General features: G+C 61.2%; 27 protein-coding genes. 12 read left to right on the top strand and 15 right to left on the bottom strand.

All coding sequences use genetic code 11. The features are described from left to right. The first annotated feature begins 2 nt into the window (after nt 1–2). A complete protein-coding gene (locus tag D3Y59_RS11700) occupies nt 3–884 on the top strand; it encodes a universal stress protein (RefSeq protein ID WP_119445217.1) in 882 nt (293 codons plus the stop codon). 206 nt (nt 885–1,090) lie between these two features. Here the strand turns inward: D3Y59_RS11700 and D3Y59_RS11695 are convergent, their stop codons facing one another. Continuing rightward, complete coding sequence (locus D3Y59_RS11695) at nt 1,091–2,068, bottom strand: EamA family transporter (RefSeq protein ID WP_119445216.1); 978 nt, start codon at nt 2,066–2,068, stop codon at nt 1,091–1,093. Nucleotides 2,069–2,561: 493 nt separating this feature from the next. On the opposite strand from D3Y59_RS11695, the gene D3Y59_RS11690 reads away from it, so the two are divergent. The 5 genes from D3Y59_RS11690 (at nt 2,562) to D3Y59_RS11675 (ending at nt 8,449) form a co-directional block, all read left to right on the top strand. Beyond that, nucleotides 2,562–4,217, top strand: coding sequence for a M1 family metallopeptidase (locus D3Y59_RS11690; RefSeq protein WP_240410341.1), 1,656 nt, complete (start codon nt 2,562–2,564; stop codon nt 4,215–4,217). Between the two features lie 360 nt (nt 4,218–4,577). Beyond that, entirely contained in the window at nt 4,578–5,984 is a 1,407-nt protein-coding gene (lpdA, locus tag D3Y59_RS11685) for a dihydrolipoyl dehydrogenase (protein WP_119445214.1), read from the top strand. Nucleotides 5,985–6,306: 322 nt separating this feature from the next. Then, on the top strand, nt 6,307–6,525 hold the full coding sequence (locus D3Y59_RS18320) for a hypothetical protein (RefSeq protein ID WP_162910719.1): 219 nt from the start codon (nt 6,307–6,309) through the stop codon (nt 6,523–6,525). 219 nt (nt 6,526–6,744) lie between these two features. After that, on the top strand, nt 6,745–7,176 hold the full coding sequence (locus D3Y59_RS11680) for a SpoIIAA family protein (protein WP_119445213.1): 432 nt from the start codon (nt 6,745–6,747) through the stop codon (nt 7,174–7,176). Nucleotides 7,177–7,318: 142 nt separating this feature from the next. Further along, nucleotides 7,319–8,449: a TlpA disulfide reductase family protein gene (locus D3Y59_RS11675; protein ID WP_119445212.1), complete on the top strand. Its 1,131-nt coding sequence runs from the start codon at nt 7,319–7,321 to the stop codon at nt 8,447–8,449. A gap of 116 nt (nt 8,450–8,565) precedes the next feature. Here D3Y59_RS11675 and D3Y59_RS11670 read toward each other — a convergent pair whose 3' ends face one another. After that, nucleotides 8,566–8,997, bottom strand: coding sequence for a VOC family protein (locus tag D3Y59_RS11670; protein ID WP_119445211.1), 432 nt, complete (start codon nt 8,995–8,997; stop codon nt 8,566–8,568). 374 nt (nt 8,998–9,371) lie between these two features. Here D3Y59_RS11670 and D3Y59_RS18315 point away from each other — a divergent pair, with 374 nt between their 5' ends. Further along, entirely contained in the window at nt 9,372–9,521 is a 150-nt protein-coding gene (locus tag D3Y59_RS18315; protein WP_162910718.1) for a chryseobasin-related MNIO class RiPP peptide, read from the top strand. Between the two features lie 25 nt (nt 9,522–9,546). Further along, nucleotides 9,547–10,680: a multinuclear nonheme iron-dependent oxidase gene (locus tag D3Y59_RS11665; protein ID WP_119445210.1), complete on the top strand. Its 1,134-nt coding sequence runs from the start codon at nt 9,547–9,549 to the stop codon at nt 10,678–10,680. 100 nt (nt 10,681–10,780) lie between these two features. Here the strand turns inward: D3Y59_RS11665 and D3Y59_RS11660 are convergent, their stop codons facing one another. The 4 genes from D3Y59_RS11660 to rlmF form a co-directional block, all read right to left on the bottom strand. Continuing rightward, entirely contained in the window at nt 10,781–11,158 is a 378-nt protein-coding gene (locus tag D3Y59_RS11660; protein WP_119445209.1) for a DUF805 domain-containing protein, read from the bottom strand. 310 nt (nt 11,159–11,468) lie between these two features. After that, on the bottom strand, nt 11,469–11,900 hold the full coding sequence (locus tag D3Y59_RS11655) for a VOC family protein (RefSeq protein WP_119445208.1): 432 nt from the start codon (nt 11,898–11,900) through the stop codon (nt 11,469–11,471). A 201-nt stretch (nt 11,901–12,101) separates the two neighbouring features. After that, nucleotides 12,102–12,491 (bottom strand): DUF805 domain-containing protein, encoded by a 390-nt coding sequence (locus D3Y59_RS11650; protein ID WP_119445207.1) that lies wholly within the window; start codon nt 12,489–12,491, stop codon nt 12,102–12,104. 226 nt (nt 12,492–12,717) lie between these two features. Beyond that, a complete protein-coding gene (gene rlmF / locus D3Y59_RS11645; RefSeq protein WP_119446445.1) occupies nt 12,718–13,692 on the bottom strand; it encodes a 23S rRNA (adenine(1618)-N(6))-methyltransferase RlmF in 975 nt (324 codons plus the stop codon). 144 nt (nt 13,693–13,836) lie between these two features. Here rlmF and D3Y59_RS11640 point away from each other — a divergent pair, with 144 nt between their 5' ends. After that, on the top strand, nt 13,837–14,964 hold the full coding sequence (locus D3Y59_RS11640; RefSeq protein WP_119445206.1) for a putative sensor domain DACNV-containing protein: 1,128 nt from the start codon (nt 13,837–13,839) through the stop codon (nt 14,962–14,964). A gap of 2 nt (nt 14,965–14,966) precedes the next feature. Here D3Y59_RS11640 and D3Y59_RS11635 read toward each other — a convergent pair whose 3' ends face one another. From D3Y59_RS11635 to D3Y59_RS11610, 6 genes are all read right to left on the bottom strand, one after another. Continuing rightward, nucleotides 14,967–15,527 carry a GNAT family N-acetyltransferase gene (locus tag D3Y59_RS11635; protein WP_119446444.1) on the bottom strand — a complete coding sequence of 187 codons (561 nt, stop codon included), beginning with the start codon at nt 15,525–15,527 and terminating at the stop codon, nt 14,967–14,969. A gap of 121 nt (nt 15,528–15,648) precedes the next feature. After that, nucleotides 15,649–15,858 (bottom strand): alkylphosphonate utilization protein, encoded by a 210-nt coding sequence (locus tag D3Y59_RS11630; RefSeq protein ID WP_119445205.1) that lies wholly within the window; start codon nt 15,856–15,858, stop codon nt 15,649–15,651. A 30-nt stretch (nt 15,859–15,888) separates the two neighbouring features. Next, the gene (locus tag D3Y59_RS18825; RefSeq protein WP_119445204.1) at nt 15,889–16,359 is read right to left on the bottom strand and encodes a cold-shock protein; all 471 of its coding nucleotides are present in this window, start codon (nt 16,357–16,359) and stop codon (nt 15,889–15,891) included. Between the two features lie 176 nt (nt 16,360–16,535). Then, complete coding sequence (locus D3Y59_RS11620; protein ID WP_119445203.1) at nt 16,536–17,102, bottom strand: pseudouridine synthase; 567 nt, start codon at nt 17,100–17,102, stop codon at nt 16,536–16,538. Nucleotides 17,103–17,291: 189 nt separating this feature from the next. Continuing rightward, nucleotides 17,292–17,972 carry a head GIN domain-containing protein gene (locus D3Y59_RS11615; RefSeq protein WP_119445202.1) on the bottom strand — a complete coding sequence of 227 codons (681 nt, stop codon included), beginning with the start codon at nt 17,970–17,972 and terminating at the stop codon, nt 17,292–17,294. A gap of 120 nt (nt 17,973–18,092) precedes the next feature. Then, complete coding sequence (locus D3Y59_RS11610) at nt 18,093–18,611, bottom strand: GNAT family N-acetyltransferase (protein WP_162910717.1); 519 nt, start codon at nt 18,609–18,611, stop codon at nt 18,093–18,095. A 261-nt stretch (nt 18,612–18,872) separates the two neighbouring features. Between D3Y59_RS11610 and D3Y59_RS11605 the strand changes: the two genes are divergently transcribed. Beyond that, a complete protein-coding gene (locus D3Y59_RS11605; RefSeq protein ID WP_119445200.1) occupies nt 18,873–19,544 on the top strand; it encodes a T-complex 10 C-terminal domain-containing protein in 672 nt (223 codons plus the stop codon). A gap of 100 nt (nt 19,545–19,644) precedes the next feature. Here D3Y59_RS11605 and D3Y59_RS11600 read toward each other — a convergent pair whose 3' ends face one another. Continuing rightward, nucleotides 19,645–20,829 carry a hypothetical protein gene (locus D3Y59_RS11600; protein WP_162910716.1) on the bottom strand — a complete coding sequence of 395 codons (1,185 nt, stop codon included), beginning with the start codon at nt 20,827–20,829 and terminating at the stop codon, nt 19,645–19,647. A gap of 191 nt (nt 20,830–21,020) precedes the next feature. Between D3Y59_RS11600 and D3Y59_RS11595 the strand changes: the two genes are divergently transcribed. Continuing rightward, nucleotides 21,021–21,884 (top strand): SDR family oxidoreductase, encoded by an 864-nt coding sequence (locus tag D3Y59_RS11595; protein WP_119445198.1) that lies wholly within the window; start codon nt 21,021–21,023, stop codon nt 21,882–21,884. Nucleotides 21,885–22,198: 314 nt separating this feature from the next. Here the strand turns inward: D3Y59_RS11595 and D3Y59_RS11590 are convergent, their stop codons facing one another. Beyond that, complete coding sequence (locus D3Y59_RS11590; RefSeq protein WP_119445197.1) at nt 22,199–22,729, bottom strand: GNAT family N-acetyltransferase; 531 nt, start codon at nt 22,727–22,729, stop codon at nt 22,199–22,201. Between the two features lie 152 nt (nt 22,730–22,881). Here D3Y59_RS11590 and D3Y59_RS11585 point away from each other — a divergent pair, with 152 nt between their 5' ends. After that, nucleotides 22,882–24,333: an aldehyde dehydrogenase family protein gene (locus D3Y59_RS11585; RefSeq protein WP_119445196.1), complete on the top strand. Its 1,452-nt coding sequence runs from the start codon at nt 22,882–22,884 to the stop codon at nt 24,331–24,333. Nucleotides 24,334–24,411: 78 nt separating this feature from the next. Here D3Y59_RS11585 and D3Y59_RS11580 read toward each other — a convergent pair whose 3' ends face one another. Continuing rightward, on the bottom strand, nt 24,412–25,911 hold the full coding sequence (locus tag D3Y59_RS11580) for a DUF5723 family protein (RefSeq protein WP_119445195.1): 1,500 nt from the start codon (nt 25,909–25,911) through the stop codon (nt 24,412–24,414). Nucleotides 25,912–26,067: the final 156 nt, after the last annotated feature.

Genomic DNA, 26,067 nt, shown 5'->3' with positions numbered 1-26,067 from the left:
TGATGAAAACCATCCTCGTTCCCGTCGACCTGACTGCTGCGGCTGAGCATACCTTGGTGTATGCCAACAAATTGGCCGTGCGCCTAGGTGCCGAAGTAGTACTGCTGTATTGCCACCACGGGCAGCTTGCGGCCTCCGAAACCGCCGACTACCAAAAGCGCCTCGAAACGCTGGCCGAGCGCCTGCGCTACGTGCAGCTGGTGCGCCAGGATGGCCGCCGCATCCGCTACCGCCACACCGTGCGCACGGGCTGCCTGCACGACCGCATTCAGGAGGTAATCGACGCTTACGCAGCCGATTTGGTGGTGATGAACCTCGAGCACCTCGACTGCGGCGAAGAAGCCATTAGCGGCAACCACGCCATTCGCATTGCCGAGCTGGCCAGCTGCCCGGTGCTGGTGGTGCCGCCCGGTGCGCGCACTTTGCCCGCGCGCTTGGCTTTTATGGCCGATTTCGGCCGCCTCGACAAAACCACCCTGCCCGGCCTGAACGACCTGGTGCTGGGCCTGAGCGCGCAGCTGCAGCTGGTGCACTTCTACCAACGCCTCGATTTGCCGGAGCTGATCAGCGTGAAGCGTGGTATGCAGCTGATCCGCACGGAGCTGCCCACCGCAAACATTGGCAGCAAACTGGTGCTCGACGACGACCCGCTGGAGGGCATAAGCGAGTTTTGCGCCAACATGCAGGCCCAGTTGCTCGTGTTTGCCCCCGCCGACATAAGCCTGCTCCGCCGCTTCTTCGACGTGTGCTACACCAAAACCCGCGCCTACCACACCCGCATTCCGGTGCTGGTGTTGCGCCAGCCCGAGCAGCAAACCGCCTATTGCTGCGAGCATTGCGCCCAGCAGCTGGCTACTCCGCTAAAGGCGGCCGTGATGGCGTAAAAGCCTAGGTTGGCTAAAGCTAGTTCCCCTCCTCAGATGAGGAGGGGCTAGGGGTGGTTGACTGGTCGTTGTTTACCCAAGGCGTCATGCCGGAGCAAAAACCAAGCGGGGCCACCGAACGAGAGTTCGGTGGCCCCGCTGCCGTCAGAACGAAATCGTTGCTGATGTTGCCGGCACTTGCCGCCGCTGGCACCTAGGGCGCGGGCTCAATCCTCCACATCAGCCAGCTGATGCTCACCGGCCGGCGCGGGTTGCGGTGCCGATGTTTTGCGGCCGCCCAGCACCACCAGCATCACGGCCAGCACAATCAGCAGGGCGCCGCCGGTCATTTGCACGTTCAGGGCCTCGCCCGCAAACGCCCAGCCCAGCAGCACGGCCACCACGGGGTTCACGAAGGCGTAGGTACCCGCCAACGCCGGCTCCACCACCCGCAGCAGCCAGATGTACGCCGAAAAGGCTATCCACGAGCCAAACGTAACGAGGTAAGCAAAGGCAAACCACGCTTTGGGCGTGATGCCGCCTAGGTGAAAACGCGGCGCTTCGCCGTGCAGCAGGCCGGCAATCAGCAAGAAAAACCCGCCGCAAATCATTTGCATGCCCACGCCCAGAAAAGGCGAACCGCCGATGGGGTTTTTCTTGGAATACAACGAGCCCACCGACCACATAAACGCCGCCAGCAGCACCGCCACCACGCCTATGCCGGGGTGACCAGGTATCAACACGGGGGCCGTGGTTTTGGTGCTGGCCAGCAAGTACATGCCACCCAGTCCCAGGCCCAGGCCCAGCATCACCTTGGCTGTGGGCTTGGGCGTGAGGCCGCTCCACCAGCCCAGCACGGCCAGAAACATGGGCACCGTGGCCACCAGCAGCGCCGCCAGCCCCGACGGGATGTACTGTTGCGAAAACGTGGTGCCGCCGTTGCCGAACAGCGGCAGGCAAATGCCCACTACAGCGGCCCGCGCCCAGTCTTGCCGGCTTGGGGCCGCCGCGCCGCTCAGCCGAATTACGGCGTATTGCACGCCCCCGGCCAGCAGATAGCGCACTCCCGATAGCAAAAACGGCGGCCAGGCCGTGAGGGCTGTTTTGGTGGCCAGGTACGTGGAGCCCCAAATCAAATAAAGCGCCAGCAGCGCCGCGCCAACGAGCACGGGCGCAGGGCGGGCAGAAACAGCAGTAGCAGACATAACAACAGCGCGAATCGACACCTACAGTAGCGGACAACCGGAGCCTTCTACGAAGTGGGCGCAAACGTAGCGGGCTGCTTGGCGGCATCCAACCTGTTTCTTGCCAAACTTGACCTACGGTGTGCAGCTAAAGCGCCTCGCCGGAGCCATCTTTGCCAACGTGCCAAGGCGATAAAGTGACCATGCGCCATACGTAAACGCGTTTACTACCCCTTTGCTAAACTTGTTTACTTGTCTGATGCGTTGTTAAACAATACTGCGGGCGTTGTTGCAACAGCCGCGGCCAGCATCGAGGAATGATCGTTTTAAGTCTTTGAAGTCACGGAGCAATCGGTAGGTTGTTGACGGCAATCATAAGCACCCCCTGCGAGGCCATGCTGGTATGGGTGCCTGTGCTGCGAATGCCCTAGGTCGGTGGGCGCAAACGGCGCGTGCGCAACTTACCTTGGCAGCCGGGTTCTTTCGCCTATTCTCTTCCTAAACCTTTTGCTTCATGCTCAGAGCCATGCTCTGCTTCCTGGCCGTACTAGCGCTGCCGCACCTAGGCGCTGCTCAGCTCATGCAGCCCAAGCCTGCCTTCACGCGCGCCGACTCGCTGCGCGGTTCGCTTACGCCACCCCGCAGCTGCTACGACGTGCAGTACTACCACCTCGATGTAAAACTCGACGTGGCCAAGCGCTACATCAGTGGCTCCAACCTGTTTCGGTTTGCGGCCACGCAGGATTTCACGCGCCTGCAGTTCGATCTGTTTGCCAACCTGAAGGTTGATCGGGTGGTGTACCGCGGCCAGGAGCTGCCTTTCAAGCGAGAGTTCAACGCGGTGTTCGTTACGTTTCCGCAGCCAATTAAACAAGGCACCCGCGACGAGTTTCGGGTGTACTACTCAGGCAACCCTACCGTGGCCCAACACGCCCCCTGGGACGGCGGCTTTGTGTTTGCGGAGCACGGCAAGGGCCAGCCCTGGGTAGCTACGGCCTGCCAGGGCATTGGCGCCAGCATTTGGTGGCCCACCAAAGACCATCAGTCCGACGAGCCCGACAGCATGCTCATCAGCGTAACGGTGCCCAAAGGCCTGAAGGATATTTCGAACGGCCGCCTGCGCAAAACCACCAAGCTGAAGGGCGGTGCCACGCGCTTTGATTGGTTTGTCTCGAACCCCATCAACAACTACGACGTGGCCCTGAACGTGGCCAACTACGAGCATTTCGACGATACGTACCAGGGCGAAAAAGGCAAGCTGACGCTCGACTATTGGGTACTGCCCGAAAACCTCGCGAAAGCCCGCAAGCAATTTGGCGCCAACGTCAAGCCCATGCTCAAGTCGTTCGAGCACTGGTTTGGGCCGTACCCTTTCTACGAAGACGGCTACAAGCTCGTGGAAACGCCGCACCTCGGCATGGAGCACCAAAGCGCCGTGGCCTACGGCAACAAGTACCAGAACGGCTATCTAGGCAAAGACCGCTCGGCCACCGGCTGGGGCGATAAGTGGGACTTTATCGTGATTCACGAAAGCGGCCACGAGTGGTTCGGCAACAACATTACCGCCAAGGATATTGCCGACATGTGGATTCACGAGTCGTTCACGAGCTACTCCGAATCGTTGTTTACGGAAAGCCTCTTCGGTAAGCAAGCCGGGCAGGAGTACGTGCACGGCCAGCGCCGCAACATCCAGAACGATGCGCCCATCATCGGCACCTACGGCGTAAACCGCGAGGGCTCCGGCGACATGTACGACAAGGGCGCCAACGTGCTGAACATGGTGCGCACCATCATCAGCAACGACGAGCAGTGGCGGCAGATTCTACGTGGCTTGGGGCAGCAGTTTTACCACCAAACCGTCACGGCCGAGCAAGTCATTGGCTACGTCAACCAGCAAAGCGGCCGCAACCTCACCAAAGTGTTCGATCAGTACCTGCGCCACCCCGGCCTGCCCACGCTGGAGGTGCGCTTCGAAAACAACCAAACCCTGGCCCGCTGGGTAGCCGATGTGCCCGGCTTCGATATGCCCGTGCGCGTGCGGCTGAAAGGCGGCGAGTACCGCTTTGTGCAGCCCACCACCCGCTTCGAGCCCATCGACCTGCCCGGCGCCACCCGCGACAACCTCGAAGTCGACACCTTTAATTACTACATCGGCGTGCTGGTGGATTAAAACCTGTGCTAGGTAATAGCTAGCCAGCACCAAAGGCTAGAGGTATAAGCTAATTCCCCTCCTCAGATGAGGAGGGGCTAGGGGTGGTTGAAAGGCTAGAATTAGTAGCTAGTCCTAGGTGCAGCTCAAATACCGAGGTCAATTACCCCTAGCCCACGCCGCTCGAGGCGCGGAATTCATCTGAGGAGGGGAACTAGCGTTAGGCCCAGTCGTGGCTTCTACTAGCCTAAACCTTTGCTTTCGCACCAGGCTTCTAGGTCAATCTAAAAAGCTCCCTTCACCCAAGCTGCACATTTCCCCGCCTGCCTCGGCATTCTGCCTTACCTTTGCCGGCACGCGCTTACCAACCCGATTTTCAGCATGAACCAATACGACGTTACCGTCATCGGCTCCGGCCCCGGCGGCTACGTGGCGGCTATCCGCTGCGCCCAGCTCGGCTTCAAAACGGCCCTCATCGAGAAATACCCCAACCTAGGTGGTACCTGCCTCAACGTAGGCTGCATCCCGAGCAAGGCCCTGCTCGATAGCACCGAGCACTTCCACAATGCCCACACCACCTTTAAGGAACACGGCATTGAGCTGAGCGACCTGCGCATTAACATGAACCAGCTCATCGACCGCAAAAACGGAGTGGTGAAGGCCAATACCGACGGCATCCAGTTCTTGATGAAAAAGAACAAAATCGAGGTGCTGCGCGGCGTGGGCTCGTTCATTGATAAAAACCACATCAGCATCGCGCCCACCGAGGGCGGCGAGGCGCAGCAAATCGAAACCAAGTACACCATCATTGCGACGGGCTCCAAGCCCACGGTGCTGCCCTTCATTGCCCAGGATAAGGAGCGCATCATCACCAGCACCGAGGCCCTGAACATCCGCGAAGTACCCAAACACCTCGTGGTTATCGGCGGCGGCGTTATCGGGCTCGAAATGGCTTCGGTGTACGCCCGCTTAGGCGCCAAGGTGTCGGTGGTCGAATACACCGATGCGATCATTCCGACCATGGACGGCGCACTCGGCAAGGAGCTCAAGCGCGTGCTCGGCAAAATCGGTATTCAGTTTTTCCTGAGCCACAAGGTAACCGGGGCCACCCGCGCCGGCGACGTGGTAACCGTAACCTCTACCAACCCGAAAGGCGAGGAAGTAAAGTTTGAAGGCGACTACTGCCTCGTGGCCGTGGGCCGCTCGCCCTACACCCAGGGCCTGAACCTAGAAGCCGCCGGCGTGCAGTTCGAAGAGCGCGGCCGCATTAAGGTAGACGAGCACCTGCAAACCACCACGCCCGGCATCTACGCCATTGGCGACGTGATTCGCGGGGCCATGCTGGCCCACAAAGCCGAGGAAGAAGGCGTGTACGTGGCCGAAACGCTGGCCGGGCAGAAGCCGCACATCAACTACCTGCTCATCCCGGGCGTGGTATACACCTGGCCCGAAGTGGCCGGTGTGGGCTACACCGAAGAGCAGCTCAAGGAAATGGGCAAGGCCTACAAAACCGGCTCGTTCCCCTTCCGGGCCTCGGGTCGCGCCCGCGCCTCCATGGACCTCGACGGCTTCGTGAAAGTGCTGGCCGACAAGGAAACCGATGAAATCCTGGGCGTGCACATGATCGGCCCGCGCATTGCCGACCTTATTGCCGAGGCCGTAACGGCCATGGAGTTCCGTGCTTCCGCCGAGGACGTAGCCCGCATGAGCCACGCCCACCCCACCTACGCCGAAGCCATGAAGGAAGCTTGCTTGGCCGCAACGGAGAACCGGGCACTGCACATGTAGTTTTTAAGCCGAAAGGCAGCAACCAAAAGCGGCTGGGACTACCGTAGCTCCAGCCGCTTTTGGTTGCATTCCGCTTGGTGCTTGTATTCCGTGCCCTGTGCGTGCGGTAGGCATTGCTCCTTAGCTGCCGCTTGAGCAGCAAAGGAGCAATGCCTAGCTCGAGCAGCTTACGCGTTCAGTGGCAGCCAGATAAACAAAATGCTTGGCCGTTCTGGAGCATTGGTGTCAGTCACAGAATCTTCAGCCGCAAGCAACCATAAAAATTTATTGGGGTAATTGAACTTAAGCTGATCCTTTTCCATCCGGCTGCGGTTACAAGCATATGGCAACATCCTCTAAGCGCCCCCGCGGGGCTAAATCTGTTGAACCGGCTACTCCTACGGTTACTCTTTCGCACGCCGAGCACATGCAAGCGCTGCAGGCACGCGAACAAGGCAAAACCGTGATGTACAAGCAAGATGCCTGGGGCCACATCGAAACCCGCTTTGTGCGTACCCAGAACGTGAAAGCCTGGGAAGCCAAAGGTTTCGTGGTGCGTTAGAACGTACCCGGCACTGCGCGTTTATTTGCGTTGCCCAGGGCCCTGCCCTGGGCAATTTTGTTTGGTGGCCGGGCCCACGGGCCCGGGGTGGGTAGCGGCGCCTCGCCGCCAAAAAACTTGGCGGAGCATTAAGGTTGTGGCCTTTTGCCTGGCCCGCGACGTATTAACACGATTCCCAGTACCTTAGCCCACCTCCTCCATCGTCGTTTGCCGTTTCGCATGGTTGCTCCCGATCAGTTTCGCTTTGCCAATGCGTTTGCCGAGGTGCAACCCGATCCGGAGGGTTTTGCCTATATGCGGTGCTTGCCCGGCACGCGCCGCCTAGCCGATTACCAAGAAGCCATGAACGCCTTGCTGCGGGTAATTCGGGCAACTGGCACCGGCAAGGCCCTCGTCGACCACAAGAACGTTGCGCCCATAACGGCCGAGGAGCAGCACTGGGTGGTGGCCAACTGGCTGCCGCGCGCCGTGGTGCAAGGCAACTACCGCTACGCCGCGCTGGTAAGCCCGCCCGAAACCATGGCTTGGATGAACACAATAGACCCGCATCTGCTCGATTGGCCCAAGGCGCCCACGTTCAAGCACTTCAGCAACGAAGCCGACGCCCGTGTTTGGCTGCGTGCGCAAACCGTGGTAGCGTCGCATATCTGATAGTCGTGGCAGCAACGCCGTTTGGCTGTTGCTCGCAACTGAGCACCGGTGCCTGGCCTCGCGGCGGCTGTTGCTAGCCGCGCCCAGAGGCCCCGAGAATCCGGATTTAGTGTTTTATTGCTTCGGCTCTAACTGATTCTTTATGCACAAATACTTACTCGGCTGGTTGCTGCTAGCCCCTGGTTTTGCGCTGGCCCAAACCGCGCAGCCCTACGTTATCAAAGGCACCGTGGGCAAGCTGAATGCGCCGGCCAAAATTTACTTGGTGCGCGGGGCCGAGCTGGCCGATTCGGCCACGTTGCGGAACGGCGCTTTCGAGCTGAAGGGCACCACGGCTGAGCCGCGCGAAGTGCGCCTGATTGTGCGCCGCCGCGGCGGCCTGAAAAACGCGTATGGCGCGGTGCTTAATTACCGAAATCTCATTTTGGAGCCCGGCACCATCGTGGTCAGCACACCCGATTCGTTGCCCAACGCCCGCGTTACGGGCACGCAGCTCAACAACGATTACAACCGGCTGTTGGCAGCGTACAAGCCCATGACGGCCAAGATGGATGCATTGGGACGCGAGGCGAAACAGGCCACTGAGGCCCAGCGCAACGACCCCGCTTTTCAGCAGCGCCTAAACGCAAAGTTTACCGGCATATGGCAGGAAACGCGCCAGGCGCAGCTTGGGTTTGTGCGCGCCAACCCCAACACCTGGGTAAGCCTTAATGCGCTGGTGCAAGTTGGGGGCATGGGCGTACCGCAGTACGCCGAGCTGGCCCCGCTCTACCAGGCGCTCAGCCCGGCGCTGAAAAATAGCCCCGCGGGAAAAAGCTTCGGGGAGAAGCTGGAGACGGTTAAGGACATTGCCATTGGCGCCCCGGCGCCCGCCTTCAGCCAGCAAACCCCCGAAGGCAAAACGATTTCGCTGGCCGACTACCGGGGCAAGTACGTGTTGGTTGACTTTTGGGCCTCGTGGTGCGGCCCGTGCCGGCAGGAGAACCCCAACGTAGTGCAGGCCTATAACCAGTTCAAAAGCCGCAACTTCGAAATCCTGGGCGTATCGCTCGACAAAGAAAACGCCAAGGAAAAATGGCTGAAGGCCATTCAGGACGACAAACTGCCCTGGACCCAAGTATCGGACCTGAAAGGCTGGGAAAACGAAGTGGCCCGGCGCTACCACGTGCAAAGCATTCCGCAAAACTTCCTGATCGACCCCGCAGGGAAGATCGTGGCCGTGAACCTGCGCAGCGAGGAACTGCAAAAGACGCTTGCGCAACTGCTTAAGTAAGGGCCTAACACGAACAGCCGCAGCGGGAGCAACGCCCCGCTGCGGCTGTGCTGTTTGCAACGCTACCGCAGTGGCGGCCCCACCCGGTTGCTTTGCGCAAAGTCCTTGTTCAGCACCTAGGCGCTGATTTCAGCGGCGGGTTGCCCTTGCTCCGTCAGCGCCGGGTTCAGGTACATTACCTCCCACAAGTGGCCGTCGGGGTCCTGAAAGTTGCGCGTGTACATAAAGTCAGAATCGGGCAGGGGCCAGGATGCCGTAGCGCCCGCGGCCATGGCTTTGTCCACGAGGTGGTCTACTTCTTCGCGGCTATCGGCCGAGAGCGACAGGATTACTTCAGTGGTTTGGGTGGCGTCGGCGACGGATTTGGGGGTGAAAGTTCGAAAAAAAGGCTCCACCAGCAGCATCACGTAAATGTCGTCGCTGATGACCATGCAGGTAGCCCGCTCGTCGGAAAACTGTGGGTTGAATTGAAAGCCAACTTTGGTGAAGAATTCGATAGCGGCGCTGAGGTCCCGAACGGGCAGGTTTACGAAGATTTTAGTAGGCATAACAGTGGTGTTTTGGTGATAAAGACTAAATGTATTGGCTTCTCTGATTGATTGCTAATGTAATTAGTAAATGTTTATAGGTGGCGAAGATTAAAAGCTGGCTTTCAAATCTTTGACAATAAAAATATATGCCTACATGTTAAGCGGCTCCAAGGCCGTTCTCTTGTGGTAATACCTGCTCTAAGACAGGTAGTGGTGCATGAAGCTGGCTCGTGCGGGCAGGTGGCTGCTCGGCTGCGGTTGTTGCCTAACCAAGAGGCCTAGGCACCTAGGGCTTTGGCTTAGTGCCGGCAACGATGCAACCTTTCGGCCAGTATCCGACTCGCCATGCTGAACCTTATTTTGTAGACGCTTCAACCGCTAACTGCCTCGTCATGAAACTTCCAAAAGCTGTACTGGGCGCCGTGCTGATTGGCCTTACCGTTCAAACCACCACGAGCTGCGTGAAAGACGACGTAAAGCCCAAAGAAGAAAAGGGCAGCACCAAAACGCCTGTTAACTGCCCCGCCTGCGGCATGGGCTAAGCCACCGGCTATACCGTCACCGCGCATGCAAGCCGCTCCTGCCATTTACGCCTCGGTAGCCTGCAACCTCGACGCCGACTTGCTCGCCGCTGCTTTCCCGTTGCTCGAAGAAGGCCGGGTGGAGGCGTTGGAGTGGTCGTTCGACGCGCTGTACTGGGCCGAGCAGGTACCCGAGTGGTTTACGGCCCTGCTGCATACCTACGCCGAGGCCGGCCGGCTGGTGGGCCACGGCGTGTTTTTTTCGTTGCTGTCGGGCAAATGGAGCCCCGAGCAGCAGCAGTGGTTGGCGCACCTAGGGCAGTTGGCCGAGCAATTTCGCTTCGACCACGTTACCGAGCACTTCGGGTTTTTCACGGGCCAAAACTTCCACCACGGCGCGCCGCTGCCCATTCCGTACACCCGGCACGCGCTGCGCATCGGGCAAGATCGGCTGCGGCGCATTTACGAGGCCTGCCGCTGCCCCGTGGGCCTCGAGAACCTCGCTTTTGCGTACACCCCCGACGAAGTAAAGCGCCACGGTGCGTTTTTGGAAGAGCTGCTACTGCCCGTCAACGGCTTCCTGATCCTCGACCTGCACAACCTTTACTGTCAGCTCCACAACTTTGGGTTGCCTTACGACGAGCTGATTGCGTTGTACCCCCTGGAGCGCGTGCGCGAAATTCACATTTCGGGCGGCAGCTGGCACGATTCGGCGCTGGCGCCCGGCCGGCGCATTCGCCGCGACACCCACGACGATGCCGTGCCCGCCGAAGTGTTTCAGCTGCTCGAATGGACGATGCCGCGCTGCCCCAATCTGAAGTTTGTGGTGCTGGAGCAACTCGGCCACGCTTTGCATGCCGAAGCCAGCCGCGCCCAGTTCCGCGCGGATTTTGCCCGGATGGAAAGCCTGGTGGCCCACCACCGCGCCACTTGGCGCCCGCAGCCCGCCAACGCGTTTCGGCCCCTGCAAGCCTGGCTGCCCGGCCCCGCCGCCGAAGACGAGCACCTGCACCAGCAACAGCGCCAGCTTTCCGATATACTGGAAAACGCCGGTAGCTACACCGAGGCGCAGCACCTCTTGCAAACGTCTAGCCTGGCGCACTCCGATTGGTGCATTGAGCAGTGGGAGCCGCACATGCTGGAAACCGCCCTGCACATTGCCCGCAAGTGGAAGAAATAACCCGCGGCGGCCGTTGCCCTAGGTGGCGCAACAATAAACAAGCGGCGGCAGCTACCGGGTAGCTGCCGCCGCTTGGCGTAACGAGAAATACCTAGGCAGCTTAGTAAGCAAATATTTTGTGGTAGGCCAGGCCGTACCGGTTGGGGCCCGGCGTGCCCTCGGCACTTAGCAAATACAGCAGCCACGCCCAGCCCACCACGGGCACAAACACCGCCAGCAGGTTGAGGCCGCTGCGGTTTACATCGTGGAGGCGCCGCGTGCCCGCCGATACGTTCGGCATGATTACGGCCAGCAGGTACATCAGCTGGGTGTACCCCAAAGCCGATTCGTCGTCGAGGGTGATGCCCAGGATGTTATCGAGCAGGAAGGCCGTAGCGCCAAACAAAGCTTGGTAGGCAATAAACATCCAGTATTCCTTTCTCCTGGCCCGGCCGGTAAACACCCCGAATTTGTCGAAGGCTCGCAGAAAGTAGCGCATGCGTAGGTATGGTTTATAGGTTTTAAGTGCTAGGCTTTAGCTGTTGCCTTGTGCGGCGCTGCTGCCTAGGTGCCTTATAACGTTGGGGCGCCGGTTGGGTACATTCTGGGGGGTGAATATCGGCCAGCGCTTACCGAAACCAGCAAAGCACTGCCCGGCGCAAATAAGGTGCCGCAATGGCCAAAAGCCAGCAACCCGACCTAGGCCGCCAAGCGCCTGGCTGCACCGTACGCTTGTTGAAAAACGCGGCGCGGCGGCAGCTCCGGGAGCTGCCGCCGCGCCGCGTTTTCAGTGGTAATAGTTTGGGGCGCTACACCGCATTAACCGCGGCGGCCTGTGCTTGCTCAATCACGGCGGGGTCCATATGCATCACCTCCCACAGGTGGCCGTCGGGGTCCTGAAAGTTGCGCGCATACATAAAGTCGTGGTTTTGCAGGGGCTTCGACTGCTTAGCACCCGCCGCCATGGCTTTGTCAACGAGGGCATCGACCTCGGCGCGGCTATCGGCCGAAAGGCAAATAATTACCTCCGTGCTCTGGCTGCTGTCGGCAATGGCCTTGGGCGTGAAGGTTTGAAAGAATGGCTCCACCAACAGCATCACGTAAATATCCTCGCTGATGACCATGCAGGTAGCGTTTTCGTCGCTGAACTGCTGGTTGAACGCGAAGCCCACTTGCGTGAAGAACTCAATGGAGGCGTTGAGGTTCCGGACGGGCAGGTTGACAAAAATTTTCTTGGCCATGGCTGTGGTGTTTTGAAGGTATGTAGCAAATGTACAGCGGGTTAAACGTAGCGGCGGTGTGCTATTGCGACAACCCTAGGGGGCATTTGCGACACGCTTCCGGCTGCCTGGGCCGGCACGCAAATACGGCGCGTACAAAACGAAAAGCGGCCGGAGCTTTTCCCAATGCTCCGGCCGCTTTCAGATGTTTGCAGACCTAGGTTAGTAAGCCATAATGGGCTCGTGGGCGGCAGCCTTGGGGTCGGCGCCGTACGGGTTGTCGCCGCGCGTGCCTTCGGTGCACATCAGCACCAGCAGCCAAATGCCGCCAATTAGCGGCACCAGGGCGATGAACATAAACCAGCCGCTTTTGTTCACGTCGTGCAAGCGGCGCACCGCCACCGCCAGGCCCGGAATAATCATGCCGAGGGAGTAGAGGCCGTAAACCACGCCGTAGCCGATGCCGTCGAGCGCCGTGCCCAACAGGTTATCCAGCACGATTGCAGAAACGGCGAAGATGAGGTTGAACAACGTGAACAACCAGTACTCTTTGCGGCGGGCGCGGCCGCTAAAGGTGGCGTAGTTTTTTAAGGCGTGTAAAAAGTATTGCATGCGTAGTGCGGGTAGTGCGGGTCCTACTCGTAAGGCTTTTCGGAGCGCCCCGTTGTTTTGAGTGGGTTCTGGTCTCCACTGAGCCAAAGGCCAAAAAGCTGCGTGCAGGAGAATAGCAGCGGTTTCGGTCGGCTTCAGTTGAAATATAAGCACTCGAAATAAGACAACAACCGCTCCTGAGTGCAATTTTTTGCGTTGCCCGAAAACCTAGGTGGCCGCGCTGCGGCTACGCCTTCGGGGCCCAGCGCTTTGCCTGCCAGGCTTGCTGCTCGTCCGGCGTCAGAAACGACCAAGCCACAAAGCGGGTAACCTTGTGGCCTTGCGCCATGGCCACGGTGCGCACCTCGGTGGCGCGCAGCTTTTGCAGCGACTTGTACAGGCCCGGCAAGGTGTCTTTCTTTGATACCAACGACGTGAACCAGTAGCAGTTGTGGCGCAGGTGGGCGCTTTCTTCGGCCATGCGCCACAAAAATGTGGCCTCGCCGCCGGGCGTCCAAAGCTCGTTGGCCTGGCCTCCGAAGTTGAGCACGGGCTTGGCCGCGTGGCCGGTGCCCAGGTGGTGCGCTTTGCGGCGGCTGGCCGCTTCGGCCTCGGCCGCCGAGCCGTGAAACGGCGGGTTGCACATCGTCAGATCGAAGTACTCCGAGGGCTTGATGACGCCGCCGAATATTTCGGTAGCCGAGGGCTGCAGGCGTACCTCCACGGCGCCGGCCAGGGCGCGGTTGGCCGCTGCAATTTGCTTGGCCACGCGCACCGCCACTGGGTCGGAGTCGGTGCCTACAAAGCGCCAGCCGTACTCGCGGTGGCCAATAATGGGGTAAATGCAATTGGCGCCCACGCCCACATCGAGCACCCGAATGCCGCGGCCCCTAGGTAGCTCGCCCTGGTTGCTCTCGGCCAGCAAATCGGCGAGGTAATGCACGTAATCGGCGCGGCCCGGAATAGGCGGCACCAGGTACCCAGCCGGAATATCCCACTGTTCGATGCCGTAGTACTGTTTCAACAGGGCGCGGTTGAGGGCTTTCACGGCGGCGGGGTTGGCAAAGTCGAGGCTGTCGTTGCCGTGCGCATTGGGCGCTACGTAGGCGGCCAACTCGGGCCAGGCCGCAGCCAGCTGCGCCAAATCGTAACGGCCGCGGTGGCGGTTGCGCGGGTGCAGGGCGTCGTTGTCGGGGGTAGCCGAAGGGTTGGGCTGGTTCATGGGGGTGCGCAATACGAGGAGGGCAAGCCCGCGGGCTGCCGCAAGGCAAAGAGCAAAGGTACTACCTAGGGCGCCGGGGCCAGCCGTTGGCATGGGCGCCGCGTAGGAGTACCTTTCGGCCTTACCAGCTTAGTTGTTGCGGTTATGTATTCGGAGCCCACTTACCTCACCGCCCGCATGGTGGCGCCCACCATCGAAGCGCATTTTGCCCGGCAAGCCGCTGGCAGTGCCGCCCTGCCCGGCGAGGTGGTGCTGCCTTTGGCGCCGTGGGTAGAGGCCGTAACCGATGTGGCTTTTTGGGCTAGCCTGCGCCGCGAAGAAGGCCACTCGCCGCGCATTTCGCTGGCGCTGCTGCCGCCCACGCAGGCCGTGCGGCCGCTGCTGTTTGGGCAGGTGCGCCGCCTCACGCCCTATAACCTCGTAAAGCTGGCTCCGGCCGTGGTGCAGCCCGGCATTCACCTAGGCGTGTGGCACGATGCCGATGGATTTTACGTGTGGGGCACGGCCACGCGCATCCCGCCGCTGTGCTTTGTGCTGGAGGTAGTGGAGCCGGGCTTATTGGTGGTAAAGCACCGCCGCGCCGATGGCTTCGGCAAGTTTGTGAACGTGGCCATTTTGCGCGGCGACCAGCTGCAGCTCGTGGACGTTGAAAACGCCGCGGCAGCCGATTGCCCGGCGCTGCGCTCGTTTTTGCCCCTGCCCGGCCCACCTGCCCATCGCCACCAAGTAGATAGCGTGTTGGTGGAGCTGGCCACGGCCATGCGCGCCCACGGGCGCGGCGGGCTGGTGCTGGTGGTGCCGCCCGGCAGCGGTGGGTGGCAGCAATCCGTTGTGCAGCCCCTTGGTTACCCCGTGGCGCCGGCGTACGCGCGCATTGCCGAGCTGCGCCAACCCGCGCCCACCAAGCGCAAGCAGCAGCAGCGGCTGCTGCGCGCCATTGGTTTGGTGGGCGGTTTCACGGCCGTCGACGGTGCCACCGTCATCACGCGCGACTACCACCTGCTGGCCTTTGGGGCCAAAGTAGCACGCGCTGCGCACAGCACGCCCGTGGATAAATTGGTACTGTCGGAGCCGGTGGTGGGTAGCCAGCCGCAGCACCTGCACCCGGCCCAGAACGGCGGCACGCGCCACTTGGCGGCCGCGCAATTCGTGCACGACCAGCACGACGCCTTGGCCATGGTGGCGTCGCAAGACGGCTACTTTACGGTGTTTGCGTGGTCGGAAAGCCAGCAACTGGTGCAGGCCCACCGCATCGATGTGCTGTTGCTGTAGCCCTAGGTGGCGGCTTGCTGCAGGGCGGCAAACCGCTCGCGGGTAAGCACCCACAACCGCACCGGTTGCTCGAAGTTGATACTGCCCGGCGTGGTAACGTATTCCCGCACCAGCTCAAAGCCCACATGCGGCAGCGTGCGGTTGGGCGCCGGGTTTAGCGCGTACGGCTCGCAATACAGGCGCCGAAGCCCGTAGCGCTCAAAAAACCACGGCACCGACAGCTGCACCAACGCCGCGCCCAAGCTCCGCCGGCGCGCGCCCGCCGGCCATAGGTGCAGGTGCATGTGGGCTTCTTCGTGGGGCTTTATGTTGTTGATGTTGCAGTGGCCAACGGCCTGCCCGTCGGCTTCCCAAACAAGGCAGTACGACTGTTTTTGCAGCAGCGGCGTTGCCAGCTGGGCGTGCAGCATGTGCCGCCAGGCGGCGCGCGTGGGCAGCTTGCCTAGGTCGACGCCCATGCCCTGCAGGTAGGCAGGCTCGGCCTGCAACCAGTAATCGGCAATGGCCTCGATGTCGCGGGCTTCCAACTCGCGGACGGAAAGTACGGGCGGCGCAGCAGGCAAAGCGGGGGTGGTTGGTGCGGGCCTAAGGTAACCAAAGGTGCGCAGCCAGCCCCGCGTGCAGCCGGGCAAAAGAAAAGGAGGCCGTTGGGGGCCTCCTGCGGGTTGTGGAGCGGGTAGGCACCTAGGCCTTTTTCAGGAACTCGGTGCGCAACACCATCAGCGAGCCACCCGCGCGGCCTTCAACCTCGGCAGGGCTGTTGGTCAGGCGGATGCTCTTTACCAGCGTGCCGCGCTTCAGCGTTTGCGACGAGCCTTTCACTTTCAAATCTTTGATCAGCGTTACCGAGTCGCCGTCGTGGAGCACGTTGCCGTTGCTGTCTTTGGTTTCCATGCCGCCGAAAAAGCTTCGAAGGTAAGTGGGTTAGGCCGGCTGAGCCCCGCCCGTGCGCACCGAAACCGCCTGCGGGCCCTTGTGCCCGTTCTCGATTTCGAAGGTTACCGCGTCGCCTTCTTTGATGGTGTTCACCAGTCCGCTGGCGTGCACAAAAATGCTCTCCTGGGTTTTCTTGTCCTTGATGAAGCCGAAACCCTTCGATTCGTTGAAGAACGATACCACGCCGGTGCGCAGCTTGTCTTCGGGGTTTTCTTCCTCTACCGGCGCGGCGCCCAGGCGGATGCTGTTCACGTCAATTTCTTCGCGCTTCCGGTTGGGGTCGGGCGGGGTGTTGGTGATGTTGCCGAACTCGTCGACGTAGGCCATCATGTCCTCCAGGCTCTGGCCCTTTTTGGCGCCGGCCTGGCGTTCTTGCTTGCGTTCTTCTTTTTGTTTTTGCTTGGTAGCGCGTTTCTTTTCGTTTTCGCGTTTGCCGAAGCTGCCTTGCCCTCTGCTCATAGTAATGCTTGGTGTTGTATTCGGCTGGTTTCAGGAAACCATAAGCTCAAACCAATGAGCGGCCCTAACAAAGGTACGCAAAAGGCCACGGTGGGGGTGCGCCCAGGTACAAGGCAATAAAAGCGGGCCAGGACTAACCCGTGGCGGTGCTCGGCGGCGGCAAAACCGCGCTGGCCCTAGGCCGTCAGGGCAGCTACCTCTTGCACGGCGCCCGGGGCCAGGTTGTGCAGGTGCACCTGGCCGATGCGAACCCGCACCAAACGCAGCGTAGGGTAGCCCACGGCCGCCGTCATCTTGCGCACCTGCCGAAACTTGCCCTCCGTCAGGGTAATGCTAACCCAGCTCGTGGGGCCGTGGCGGTCATCGCGAATGCGCTTGGTCCTGGGTGGCAAAGCGGGCGGCTCGGGCAGGCGGCGGGCCTGGCAAGCGGTGGTTTGGTATTTCACGTCGCGCAAACCAATCGTTACGCCTTGCTCGAGCGCGGCCAACGCTTCGTCGGTAATCAGGCCATCTACTTGCGCGTAGTACTCCTTTTCCACGCCGCCGTTGCGGATTTGCTCGCTCACGCGGCCGTCGGTGGTCAGCAACAGCAAACCTTCGCTGTCCTCGTCGAGGCGGCCAATGGCCATGGTGCCCTCCGGAAAAGGGTACAACTCGCCCAGCAAGCGCTTCTTCTTGGCATCGGTTACAAACTGGCTGAGGTAGCCGAACGGCTTGTGCAGAATAAAATGCCGGTGAGCCATGGGCGGTGGAAAGAGGATATCAGCAAAAGTCGCCGCTATCAGCGCAATAAGTCCTTTGCGCTTATTGATCTAGTCAAGTAACTGACCAGTTGACTACAAAGATATACCGCGGCCCGCGTTGCTTATTAGAGGCAGCGCGGGCCGCGGTAGCGCGGCAAGCTGTAAAAAGCAGGTGCTCGGCCAGCGGCCTTACTGCGCCACGCGGGCGCGGCCTTTGTAGTGCACGTCGCTGGCGCCGGAGCTGCGGGCTTGCAGGTTGCCGTCGACGTACACGTAGGCGTCGCTGGCGCCGCTGGCCTGCACGGTGGCTTTCTGGCTTTTTAGCTCGTAGGCGCGGTAGTCGCTGCTGCCGCTTACCTGCACCTCTTGCTGCGCTACCTGGCCCGTAAGGCGGATGTCGCTGGCGCCGCTGGCATTGGCCAAAAGGCTCTGGGCGTTGAGTTGCAAGGTTACGTCGCTGGCGCCGCTGACCCGAATGCTGAACTTATCGGCCTGAATGGGCGAGCTGGCTTTCAGGTCGCTGGCGCCGCTTACCTCCACGCCCGTAAAGGCGGGAGCCGTAACGTACACCGTCACCTGGTCGTCTTTGCTGCGGGTCATCGACGAGCCCCAGCTGTTGCCCGGTTCGCGGTAGATGCGCAGCGTGCCGTTCGCAACTTCGGTGCGCACGCGAGCTGCCACTTCGGGGCGGGCCTCCACGCGCACTTCTTGGGCCGCGGCTTGGCGCAACACCACATTTACGGCGCCGCTGGCGCTTACCCGCTCAAATGAGTTTACTTGCCGCAGCGGGCCTTGGGCCAGCGCCACCGCTTGTGCAGAAACTACCAAGGCCGCCACGGCCAGCGTGCGAAAGAGAAGTGCGGTGCGCATAAGACGATAAAAGTTGGGTTGATAATGCGCCAGATGCAGCAACTTGGCAAGCCGTTGCCCCGCCGCCCAAACTTTCTTGCCGGCACCTAGGAAGCTGGCTGGCAAAGCAAGCCCATGCCCCTAGGTGCGGCGGTGGGCTTCGGCCCCAAGCAGCACGTAGCGGAGCAGGCCGGGCACATCGGAGCAAGCAGGGGCAAAGTGGGCGCGCGCCAGCAGCCGCTGCGAGGCCGTGTTGTCGAGCTCGGTGTACGCTTCGATTTGGCGCAGCTGCAGTTGTTCAAATCCGAAAGCGCAAACAGCCCGCACGGCTTGCGTCATCAAGCCGTGGCCGCGGTACTCGGGGCGCAGCACGTAGCCGATTTCGCCGCACGCTTCGGCAAAGCCCCGGTAAAATCCGCAGGTGCCCACCAACTGATCGGAGCTGGCCAGCGCTACGGCCCAATGAATGGTTTGGTGGTTGCGGTAGTCGTCGGCGATGCGGGCCAGCATGCGTTGCGCCTGGGCCAAGGTAGCGGCCGGTTGCCCGTCGTAGAACGTGATGGGGCGCACGGCCTCCAAATCGGCGGGGGTTAGGGCGCGAAGCCGCAGCTCGGCGGTGCGCAGCTCCGGAAACTCGGCAAAAGCATCGGTTGCAATCATGGGCAAAGATGGCCCTGCGCAGCGAATCGATAACGCCGCGCTTTCAGGTGCTTGAGCAACAAACTGCGCGGGCGTGTGGCGCCTAGGTAGTCGGCAGCTTGGCAATAGGCTAGCGGGGCCAGGAGACTCCGCGTTGGGCGGCAGCCAAACCGCTGCGTGCTTCGCTGCCGACAGGCGCTGCAACAGTGCATCAACCTCAGCCGTACAGCAGCCGTGGGCCATACCGGGCCCGTATTTTCACGCAACGCCTTCCCCCGAACCATGAAAAATACCCTATTGCTGTTTGCCAGCGCCGCTACCCTGGCGCTGAGCACAGCTTGCAACCGCGACAAACCCGCCGCCGTGGATGCGGCCGCTACGCCCTCGGCCGATACGGCCGTGGTGGTAGATGACGACGCCGACCTGACCATTTACCAGGACCAGGCCAACCGCACCGCCGACCAGGTAAGCGCCGACCTAGGCGTAACCGACACGGCCAAAGTGCGCCGCTTCCGTAATACCTACTACACCCGCGCCCAGCGCCTCGGCGACCTGGATGCCCAGTACGAAACCGATACGGCAGGCCGCTACGCCGCCACCCGCCAAATCGATGCCGACACCGACACGGAGGTGCGCACCATTTTGAGCGACGACGCGCAGTACCGCACCTACGAAACCAACCGCAGCCGCTACTACGGCTCGGGCACCAACTCCGGCACGGCCAGCACCACCACGGTTACCACCACTACCACCACCGAAACCGCTGCGCGCCCGGCCCGCCGGCGCAAGCCCCGCATCGTGAAATACGAAAACGAAAACGGCGAGGTAAAAATCGTGTACGCCAACGGTACCACCGTAAAAATTGACAAAGACGGCGACCGGAAAGTGGAATACGCCAACGGCACCAAAGTAAAGCGCGACGCCGACGACGGCCAGGTGAAAGTGAAAAACTAACCCCGCGCCTCGTTTACAACACCAACGCCCACCTCCGCACTGCGGAGGTGGGCGTTGGTGTTGTGGGCCGGTGCCGAGCTGCTCTGGGCCTGCAAGTCACCTAGGGCTGCGCTGCGCTGGGTGGCCTTACCCCAAACGCCCGCAACTCGGCCTCGATGCGCTGGTTCCAGCGCGCTTGCGCCGCGGTGTTTTGGCCGCCGCCCGTTTCGGCGTCGTATTGCTCCTGCAGGCGGTTCATCTCCCACCACGATTGCAGGTACTGAAACTGCATGCGCGCGTTGTAGTTGTCAAGGGTCATGCTGTCGGGGCTGAGCTTACGCTTGAAGCGCTCGGCCACCAGCTTTACCAAGTCGAAGTGCCGTTGCTCGTGGTTGAGGGTGTAGGCATCGTGGTGGGTGGGGGCCAGCCACGAGGCGCTGCGCACCACAAACACTTTGGTGGTAACCGTTACGTGCACTTTGCCCTCGGCAAGCTTGGCGCTGCCCTGGTACGAAAAGCTCGGAAACACGGCTCCGCCGTAGCGGCCGCCGTTGGTGCGGGGTTGGGCCCGGAAATCGGCGTAGGTAAGCGGCCGGGTGGGGGTATAAAACAGCGTGTCGGCGTCGGTGTTGGCGGTGTGGTCGGTGGCGCTGATGCGCAGCCCGGTAGCCAGCTTTTCGTCGTAGCGTGCGGCCTGGGCAATCCAGCCGTTGAAATTGCCCAGGGCATCGGCAAGGCTTTGGCGCAGCGTCGGCTCGATGATGCCCAGTTGCTTGGTGGTACGGCGGTAGCGCGCCCCGCCCTGGTAGCTCGTGAGCGGGATGGTTTTGCCGTTGCGTTGCCACTCAAACGCCAAGTGCACCATCACTTTGCCGTCGATGAGCCAATTGGTGCCACTAACGGGCGTTTCGGTAATGCGGCACTCGCGCACGCGCACCGTTACGGGCCGCAGCGTCGCGTTGCGCTTTATGCCTTGCTGCACAAACCGCCGCAGCGTGGCCGCGCCGCCCTGCAAATCCACGGGCTGAGCGGGCTTGTCGGGAGCCGGCAGCAGGTACGCCACGGCACGCTGGTCTTTACGCTCATCAATTACCCGCGCTACGTAAAAACCCGCCGGCTCCAGCGGCAACAGCTCGGTGCGCAGCGCCAACGGGGCAATGGTGGCAGTAGCAGGAGCCGATTGGCTGCCCGTAAGCAGCAGCCAGCACGGCAGCAACGCCAGCCACCAGCCAACAACAACCGCAGCACGGCTTGGCGGCAGGAGGGAGGCGGCAGGCGGGCACTGCCCGATGAAACGACGAAGCACGTTGATAAACTTGGGGTTAAGACCGAAGACGCCAACAAGTGGGCAGCGGCGTTAAGTTCTGCGCAGGCGGCTGCACTTGCCTTGCCCCCACAAGTTGCGCACCTAGGGGCGCCACTTATTGGGCTGGCTCGGCCATAACCCTGGCCCGCCCGGCGCGTTTGTTGGGGCTTAGTTACTCACCACTACGCGCTATGGAAAACAAACCCACGCAGCTGCCGCCGCAACAGCAAGAGCAGCAGCCCGGCCTCGAGCAGGAAATGACGCCCAAACCGGAGTACATCCGCGAGGGCTACAAAGGCAGCGACAAGCTAAAGGACAAGGTGGCCCTGATTACGGGCGGCGACTCGGGCATCGGGCGCTCCATTGCGGTGCACTTCGCCCGCGAGGGCGCCGACGTAGCCATTACCTACCTCGCCAGCGAAGAGGCAGATGCCCACAAAACCCGCCAGTTGGTGGAGCAGGAGGGCCGCCGCTGCCTGGCCATTCCCGGCGATTTGCGCGACCGGCAGTTTTGTCACGAGCTGGTGGAGCGGACCGTGCAGGAGCTGGGCCGCCTGAATATCCTGGTAAACAACGCTGCCGAGCAGTTCGTGAGCGAAGACCTGACGGAAGTAGACGACGAGCAGTGGGAAGACACTTTTCAGGTCAACTTCTTCTCGTTTGTGCGGGTAACGCGCGCCGCCCTCAAGCACATGCAAGAAGGCGACAGCATCATCAACACGTCCAGCATCAATGCCTACCGCGGCAACCAGCAACTGGTCGATTACACCTCAACCAAAGGCGCTATTACGGCCTTTACGCGCTCCATGGCGCAGCAGCTGGCCGAGAAGAAAATCCGGGTGAACTCGGTAGCGCCCGGCCCCATCTGGACGCCGCTCATTCCGGCCTCGTTTCCGCCCGAAAAGGTGGCCAAGTTTGGGCAGGACACTACCATGAAGCGCCCCGGTCAGCCTTCCGAGGTGGGCCCGTGCTACGTGTTTTTGGCCTCCGACGACGCCTCGTACATTACGGGCCAAGCCCTGCACCCCAACGGCGGCGAAATCCTGAACACCTAGGGCCAGCAACCGCCGCCGGCACACCCAAGCCGCCCCAGCCTGCCCAGGTTGCGGCGGCTTGGTTGCTTATGTAAAGGGGCGTTGCCCTGGGTGCTTTGGTGTTTCAATACCAGAGGCAAGCAGCTTCGGCGATACCGATAACAAAGCCTAACCCCGAGTGTGAATAAGCCTTTTGAACTGGTGGTTTAATAAAGGTGTGTGTCAATAACTTATTGTGGTGCAATATGTTAAGTAACTAATGCACACTGTGTGGATAACTTTGTTTAAAACTTTAGCAATGCCGGTGCCGTAGCTAACCGCTTTGGCAAGCAGCCCTAGGTAGTGCACCGGCGCTCCATGTGCAGCCAGCGCACTTGGTTGTGCACCACCTCGCGGGCGAGCGTAAACCCGGCTTTTTCGTAGGTGCGGATGGCGCGCGTGTTGGAGGCCGCCGGTACAATGGTGCATACCTCCACGCCCAATTGCTCGAACAGGTATTCGACCAAGGTATTGAGGGCGTCGGTGCCGTAGCCGCGGCCGGTATCGGTGTTGGAGGCAATCCAGATGTCGAGCTCGGTGGAGTTGTCGAGCGGGTCGATTTCGTCGTAGTTGATCTGGCCAATGGGTTGCCCGTTCACTTCGATGCCGAACGACTGCCCTAGGTTAGGCGCCGAGCTATCGAAATAATGCGGCAGGTAGTCGCCAAAGAGCTCCTCCCAGGAGGGTACCTGCGCGCCTTGGTCGGGGCCGAAGATGTACGGCGTGGCATCGGAGCGCACAGCCCATTGGTAAAACAGCTCTTTGTCGGCGGGCGTGAGCGGCCGCAGCGTTACCATTTGGCCTTGCAGCAACAGGGTAGTATCCATAACATAGCGAGGAAAGGCGGGTTGCTAACCCAAGATACGCGTCGCGAAGGGTGAATACGCCAGCCGCGGCCTGTTGGATAAAGCAACGGGCGTAACTCCGCAGGGCCAAGCGCACGTTATCTTAGCCACACCTCATTGCTGGCCCATCTGTTATGCCCGTTTCCGTAGCGCCCGCCCGGGCCACTATTGCGCCCGATGCCGCTGCCTTGCAGCGCTTGTTTAGCTTGCAAAAAGGCCGTAGCGAAGCCCTGAGGCGCGAATCGGCCGCCGAGCGCATCCGGCGTTTGCAGCGCCTGCACGACTGGATTACGCAACACCGCGACGACATCCGTGCGGCCTTGTACAGCGACTTCCGCAAGCCCGCCACCGAAACCGACGTAACCGAGATTTACGCTACCCAGGCCGAAATTCGCCATGCCATCAAGCACCTGCGGCAGTGGATGCGCCCCCGGCGCGTAGGTACGCCGCTGGCCCTGCTGGGCACCAACTCGTGGGTGCAGTACGAGCCCAAGGGCGTGTGCCTGGTAATGGCGCCCTGGAACTACCCCTTTTACCTGGCCATCGGGCCGCTGGTGTCGGCGCTGGCGGCGGGCAACTGCTGCATTGTTAAGCCTTCGGAAATTACGCCGGGTGTGGCAGCGCTCATTGCGCGCTTGGTAACGGAGGTGTTCGACCCCGCTGAGGTAAGTGTGGTAGAGGGCGACAAAGACGTGGCTACGGCGCTGCTGCAGCTGCCTTTCGATCATATCTTCTTCACGGGTAGCCCACAGGTGGGCAAAATTGTAATGCGCGCGGCCGCCGAGCACCTCGCCAGCGTAACCCTGGAGCTGGGCGGCAAGTCGCCGGCCGTTATCGACGACACCGCCGACCTGCGCGATGCCGCCGAAAAGCTGGTGTGGGGCAAGTGCATCAACGCGGGCCAAACCTGCGTGGCGCCCGATTACCTGCTGGTGCACGAGCGCGTGAAAGATCAGCTGATAGAAGAAATTCGGCAGGTGCTCAACCGTTTCTACGATGCCCAGGGCCGGGGCGTGGCGCAGTCCGATTCGTTTGCGCGCATCGTCAACGGCAACCACTTCCGGCGTTTGGCCCGCCTGCTCGAAGATGCCCAGCAGCGCGGCGCCACCATTGCCGTGGGCGGCAGCGTCGACCACGCACAGTGCTTTATCGAGCCCACTGTGCTGCTAAATGCCCCTTCCGACAGCGCCGTGATGCAAGAGGAAATCTTTGGCCCGCTGCTGCCCGTGCAAACCTTCGGCAACCTTATGGAGGCTGTCGACTTCATCAACGCCCGGCCGCACCCCCTGGCCATGTACGTGTTTACGCGCAACGCCGAAAACCAGCGCTACTTGCTCGGCCACGTGCCCGCCGGCGGTGCCTGCGTCAACGACACGATTGTGCACCTAGGCCACCCCGAGCTGCCGTTCGGCGGCTTCGGCAACAGCGGCATTGGGCGCGCCCACGGCCACTACGGCTTCGTGGCTTTCTCCAACGAAAAAGCCGTGCTGCAGCAGCGTGTGGGCAAAACCGGCATCAAAATGTTTTACCCGCCCTACACCGAGCGCGTGCACAAAATGGTGGGCTGGCTGCTAAAGTTCTTGTAGCGCCGCATAGCAACGGCGCCCCGCCGCAAACCCTAGGTGGGTAGCAGCGGGGCGCCGTGTTGGCACCTAAGCAGGTAGCTAAATTTGGGCCGGCGCGGCCGAAGGCACGGGTTTACCGGCTTTCGGCTTCTTGTTTTTGGGGCGCTTATTGGTGAGCGAAAGCAACGACAGCTCCACGTACGCGTTGGTGCCGTAGGGCTTGGCGCTGAGCAGCCCGGCCAGGTCGTTCGAGCCCACACTCAGCGGACCTAGGCGTAAGTTGAGGCCGTAGGTAAGCGTTTGGTAGTTGTTGATGAGCGACACCGGGGTAGATACTTCCAGCCACTTCATCTCGAGGCGTGGCGCTACCGAGGCAAACGAGAAGTGGCGCATGCCGGCGGCGTAGGTGCTGCGCAAGCCTTGGCTGATGGCCGCGTTCAGGTACACGCGCGGCACCAGGCGGTAGTCCACATCAATGTTCAGGGCAGTGGGCAACGCGGCGCCAAAGCGCGTTTCCTTCTGGTACCGGCCGGTTTGCAGCACGCGCTCAAACCGCTGATCGAAGTTATCCGCATCAATGCCTTCGATGTCGCTTTCGCTCACGCCTAGGTTCTTGGCCTTGATGTTGTTGTAAGCCACGGCATCCTTGTAGTTGATGGAGCCTAGGTCGGTAATGGCCACCGACACCCGGTACAGGTACTTGCTGCGCGAATGATCGGTGCGCGTCACGCCTTTCTTATCAACGTAGCGGTACTGAGCGGGGTCGTCGGGTCGGTACTCGTACACCACGCCCAGGTCGGCGCCCCAGCCGCTGCCGGGGGCATTGCTGGGCGCCAGCCAGCGCTGTGCGTCACCGGCTTCAAAGTCCTCAAACGCATCGGCATTGGAGTAGCCAAAAGCACCGTCGAGGTTGTGCACGCGCAGGGTTGAGTCGCCGGTAGCGGCCGTGCGGGTTACTACCTCGTAGTCGAGGTCGCGGCTTTGCAGGTAGGCCGACGCTACCCCCAGCAGGCGCTTGGCCGTAAGGCCTGCCTTCAGGAAGTGAGGTCCTTCGTCGAACACCACGCGGGCATACGAGGCGTTCCACTCAGCAAAAGCGTTTAGGTTGAGGTTGAAGGTATTGTTGTCGAAGCGCGCTTTGGTCTTGAACTCGTCAACGGCATTTTGCAGCAGCACCGGCGATACACGGTTGCCCTGAAATGCCACTCGTACCCGGCTGCTGATGGCCACCGAGTTGCGCTCGTTCAGACGCACCATCAGGCCCGGGCCGCGCAGGTTCATGCCCACGCTAAACAGCTTGGGCTTGTCGGTGGGGCGAGGCTCCAGGGTGTTGTTGTTGAACTCCATGGGTACGTCGCGGCTGAGCAGGTGCCAGTCGCCGCTGTAGCGGTAGGCCGTGTTGGTGGCGTGCACATCCACCCCAATCAGCTTCAGCTGAAACTTGTAGCGGTTGTCGGCTAGGGTGGCGGGGTTCCAGGCAGCGCCGCCTAGGCCGCTGTAGTTGGAACGCGAAAGGTTAAACGACGACTGAGCCGCTGCCAGCTCGGGGAGCAATAGCAGCAGCGCACCGCCGAGCAGGCGAGGGGCAAGCAAATTCACGGGTTGCAGTAAAAGGTGTAGCCGATAGGCAGGTGAAGTAGCGGGGCAATACGCTGGTTGCCAGTAGGCAAGCATCAGCACCAAAACCTAGTCGAAATAGGAGCGTATAATATCAGTTTTGCCCGCTCGGATTAGGTCGCATCAAAGGTAGAGTTG

This window comes from Hymenobacter oligotrophus (assembly GCF_003574965.1).
Lineage (GTDB): Bacteria > Bacteroidota > Bacteroidia > Cytophagales > Hymenobacteraceae > Solirubrum > Solirubrum oligotrophum.
The sequence above is the reverse complement of the archived record's forward strand: the minus strand, read 5'-3'. Positions and strand labels throughout refer to the sequence as shown.

Excerpts from the sequence above, each read along its gene's own strand:
- D3Y59_RS11700 (WP_119445217.1), top strand. The coding sequence starts at position 3 with ATGAAAACCATCCTCGTTCCCGTCGACCTGACTGCTGCGGCTGAGCAT.
- D3Y59_RS11695 (WP_119445216.1), bottom strand. The coding sequence starts at position 2,068 with ATGTCTGCTACTGCTGTTTCTGCCCGCCCTGCGCCCGTGCTCGTTGGC.
- D3Y59_RS11690 (WP_240410341.1), top strand. The coding sequence starts at position 2,562 with ATGCTCAGAGCCATGCTCTGCTTCCTGGCCGTACTAGCGCTGCCGCAC.
- lpdA (WP_119445214.1), top strand. The coding sequence starts at position 4,578 with ATGAACCAATACGACGTTACCGTCATCGGCTCCGGCCCCGGCGGCTAC.
- D3Y59_RS18320 (WP_162910719.1), top strand. The coding sequence starts at position 6,307 with ATGGCAACATCCTCTAAGCGCCCCCGCGGGGCTAAATCTGTTGAACCG.
- D3Y59_RS11680 (WP_119445213.1), top strand. The coding sequence starts at position 6,745 with ATGGTTGCTCCCGATCAGTTTCGCTTTGCCAATGCGTTTGCCGAGGTG.
- D3Y59_RS11675 (WP_119445212.1), top strand. The coding sequence starts at position 7,319 with ATGCACAAATACTTACTCGGCTGGTTGCTGCTAGCCCCTGGTTTTGCG.
- D3Y59_RS11670 (WP_119445211.1), bottom strand. The coding sequence starts at position 8,997 with ATGCCTACTAAAATCTTCGTAAACCTGCCCGTTCGGGACCTCAGCGCC.
- D3Y59_RS18315 (WP_162910718.1), top strand. The coding sequence starts at position 9,372 with ATGAAACTTCCAAAAGCTGTACTGGGCGCCGTGCTGATTGGCCTTACC.
- D3Y59_RS11665 (WP_119445210.1), top strand. The coding sequence starts at position 9,547 with ATGCAAGCCGCTCCTGCCATTTACGCCTCGGTAGCCTGCAACCTCGAC.
- D3Y59_RS11660 (WP_119445209.1), bottom strand. The coding sequence starts at position 11,158 with ATGCGCTACTTTCTGCGAGCCTTCGACAAATTCGGGGTGTTTACCGGC.
- D3Y59_RS11655 (WP_119445208.1), bottom strand. The coding sequence starts at position 11,900 with ATGGCCAAGAAAATTTTTGTCAACCTGCCCGTCCGGAACCTCAACGCC.
- D3Y59_RS11650 (WP_119445207.1), bottom strand. The coding sequence starts at position 12,491 with ATGCAATACTTTTTACACGCCTTAAAAAACTACGCCACCTTTAGCGGC.
- rlmF (WP_119446445.1), bottom strand. The coding sequence starts at position 13,692 with ATGAACCAGCCCAACCCTTCGGCTACCCCCGACAACGACGCCCTGCAC.
- D3Y59_RS11640 (WP_119445206.1), top strand. The coding sequence starts at position 13,837 with ATGTATTCGGAGCCCACTTACCTCACCGCCCGCATGGTGGCGCCCACC.
- D3Y59_RS11630 (WP_119445205.1), bottom strand. The coding sequence starts at position 15,858 with ATGGAAACCAAAGACAGCAACGGCAACGTGCTCCACGACGGCGACTCG.
- D3Y59_RS18825 (WP_119445204.1), bottom strand. The coding sequence starts at position 16,359 with ATGAGCAGAGGGCAAGGCAGCTTCGGCAAACGCGAAAACGAAAAGAAA.
- D3Y59_RS11620 (WP_119445203.1), bottom strand. The coding sequence starts at position 17,102 with ATGGCTCACCGGCATTTTATTCTGCACAAGCCGTTCGGCTACCTCAGC.
- D3Y59_RS11615 (WP_119445202.1), bottom strand. The coding sequence starts at position 17,972 with ATGCGCACCGCACTTCTCTTTCGCACGCTGGCCGTGGCGGCCTTGGTA.
- D3Y59_RS11610 (WP_162910717.1), bottom strand. The coding sequence starts at position 18,611 with ATGATTGCAACCGATGCTTTTGCCGAGTTTCCGGAGCTGCGCACCGCC.
- D3Y59_RS11605 (WP_119445200.1), top strand. The coding sequence starts at position 18,873 with ATGAAAAATACCCTATTGCTGTTTGCCAGCGCCGCTACCCTGGCGCTG.
- D3Y59_RS11595 (WP_119445198.1), top strand. The coding sequence starts at position 21,021 with ATGGAAAACAAACCCACGCAGCTGCCGCCGCAACAGCAAGAGCAGCAG.
- D3Y59_RS11590 (WP_119445197.1), bottom strand. The coding sequence starts at position 22,729 with ATGGATACTACCCTGTTGCTGCAAGGCCAAATGGTAACGCTGCGGCCG.
- D3Y59_RS11585 (WP_119445196.1), top strand. The coding sequence starts at position 22,882 with ATGCCCGTTTCCGTAGCGCCCGCCCGGGCCACTATTGCGCCCGATGCC.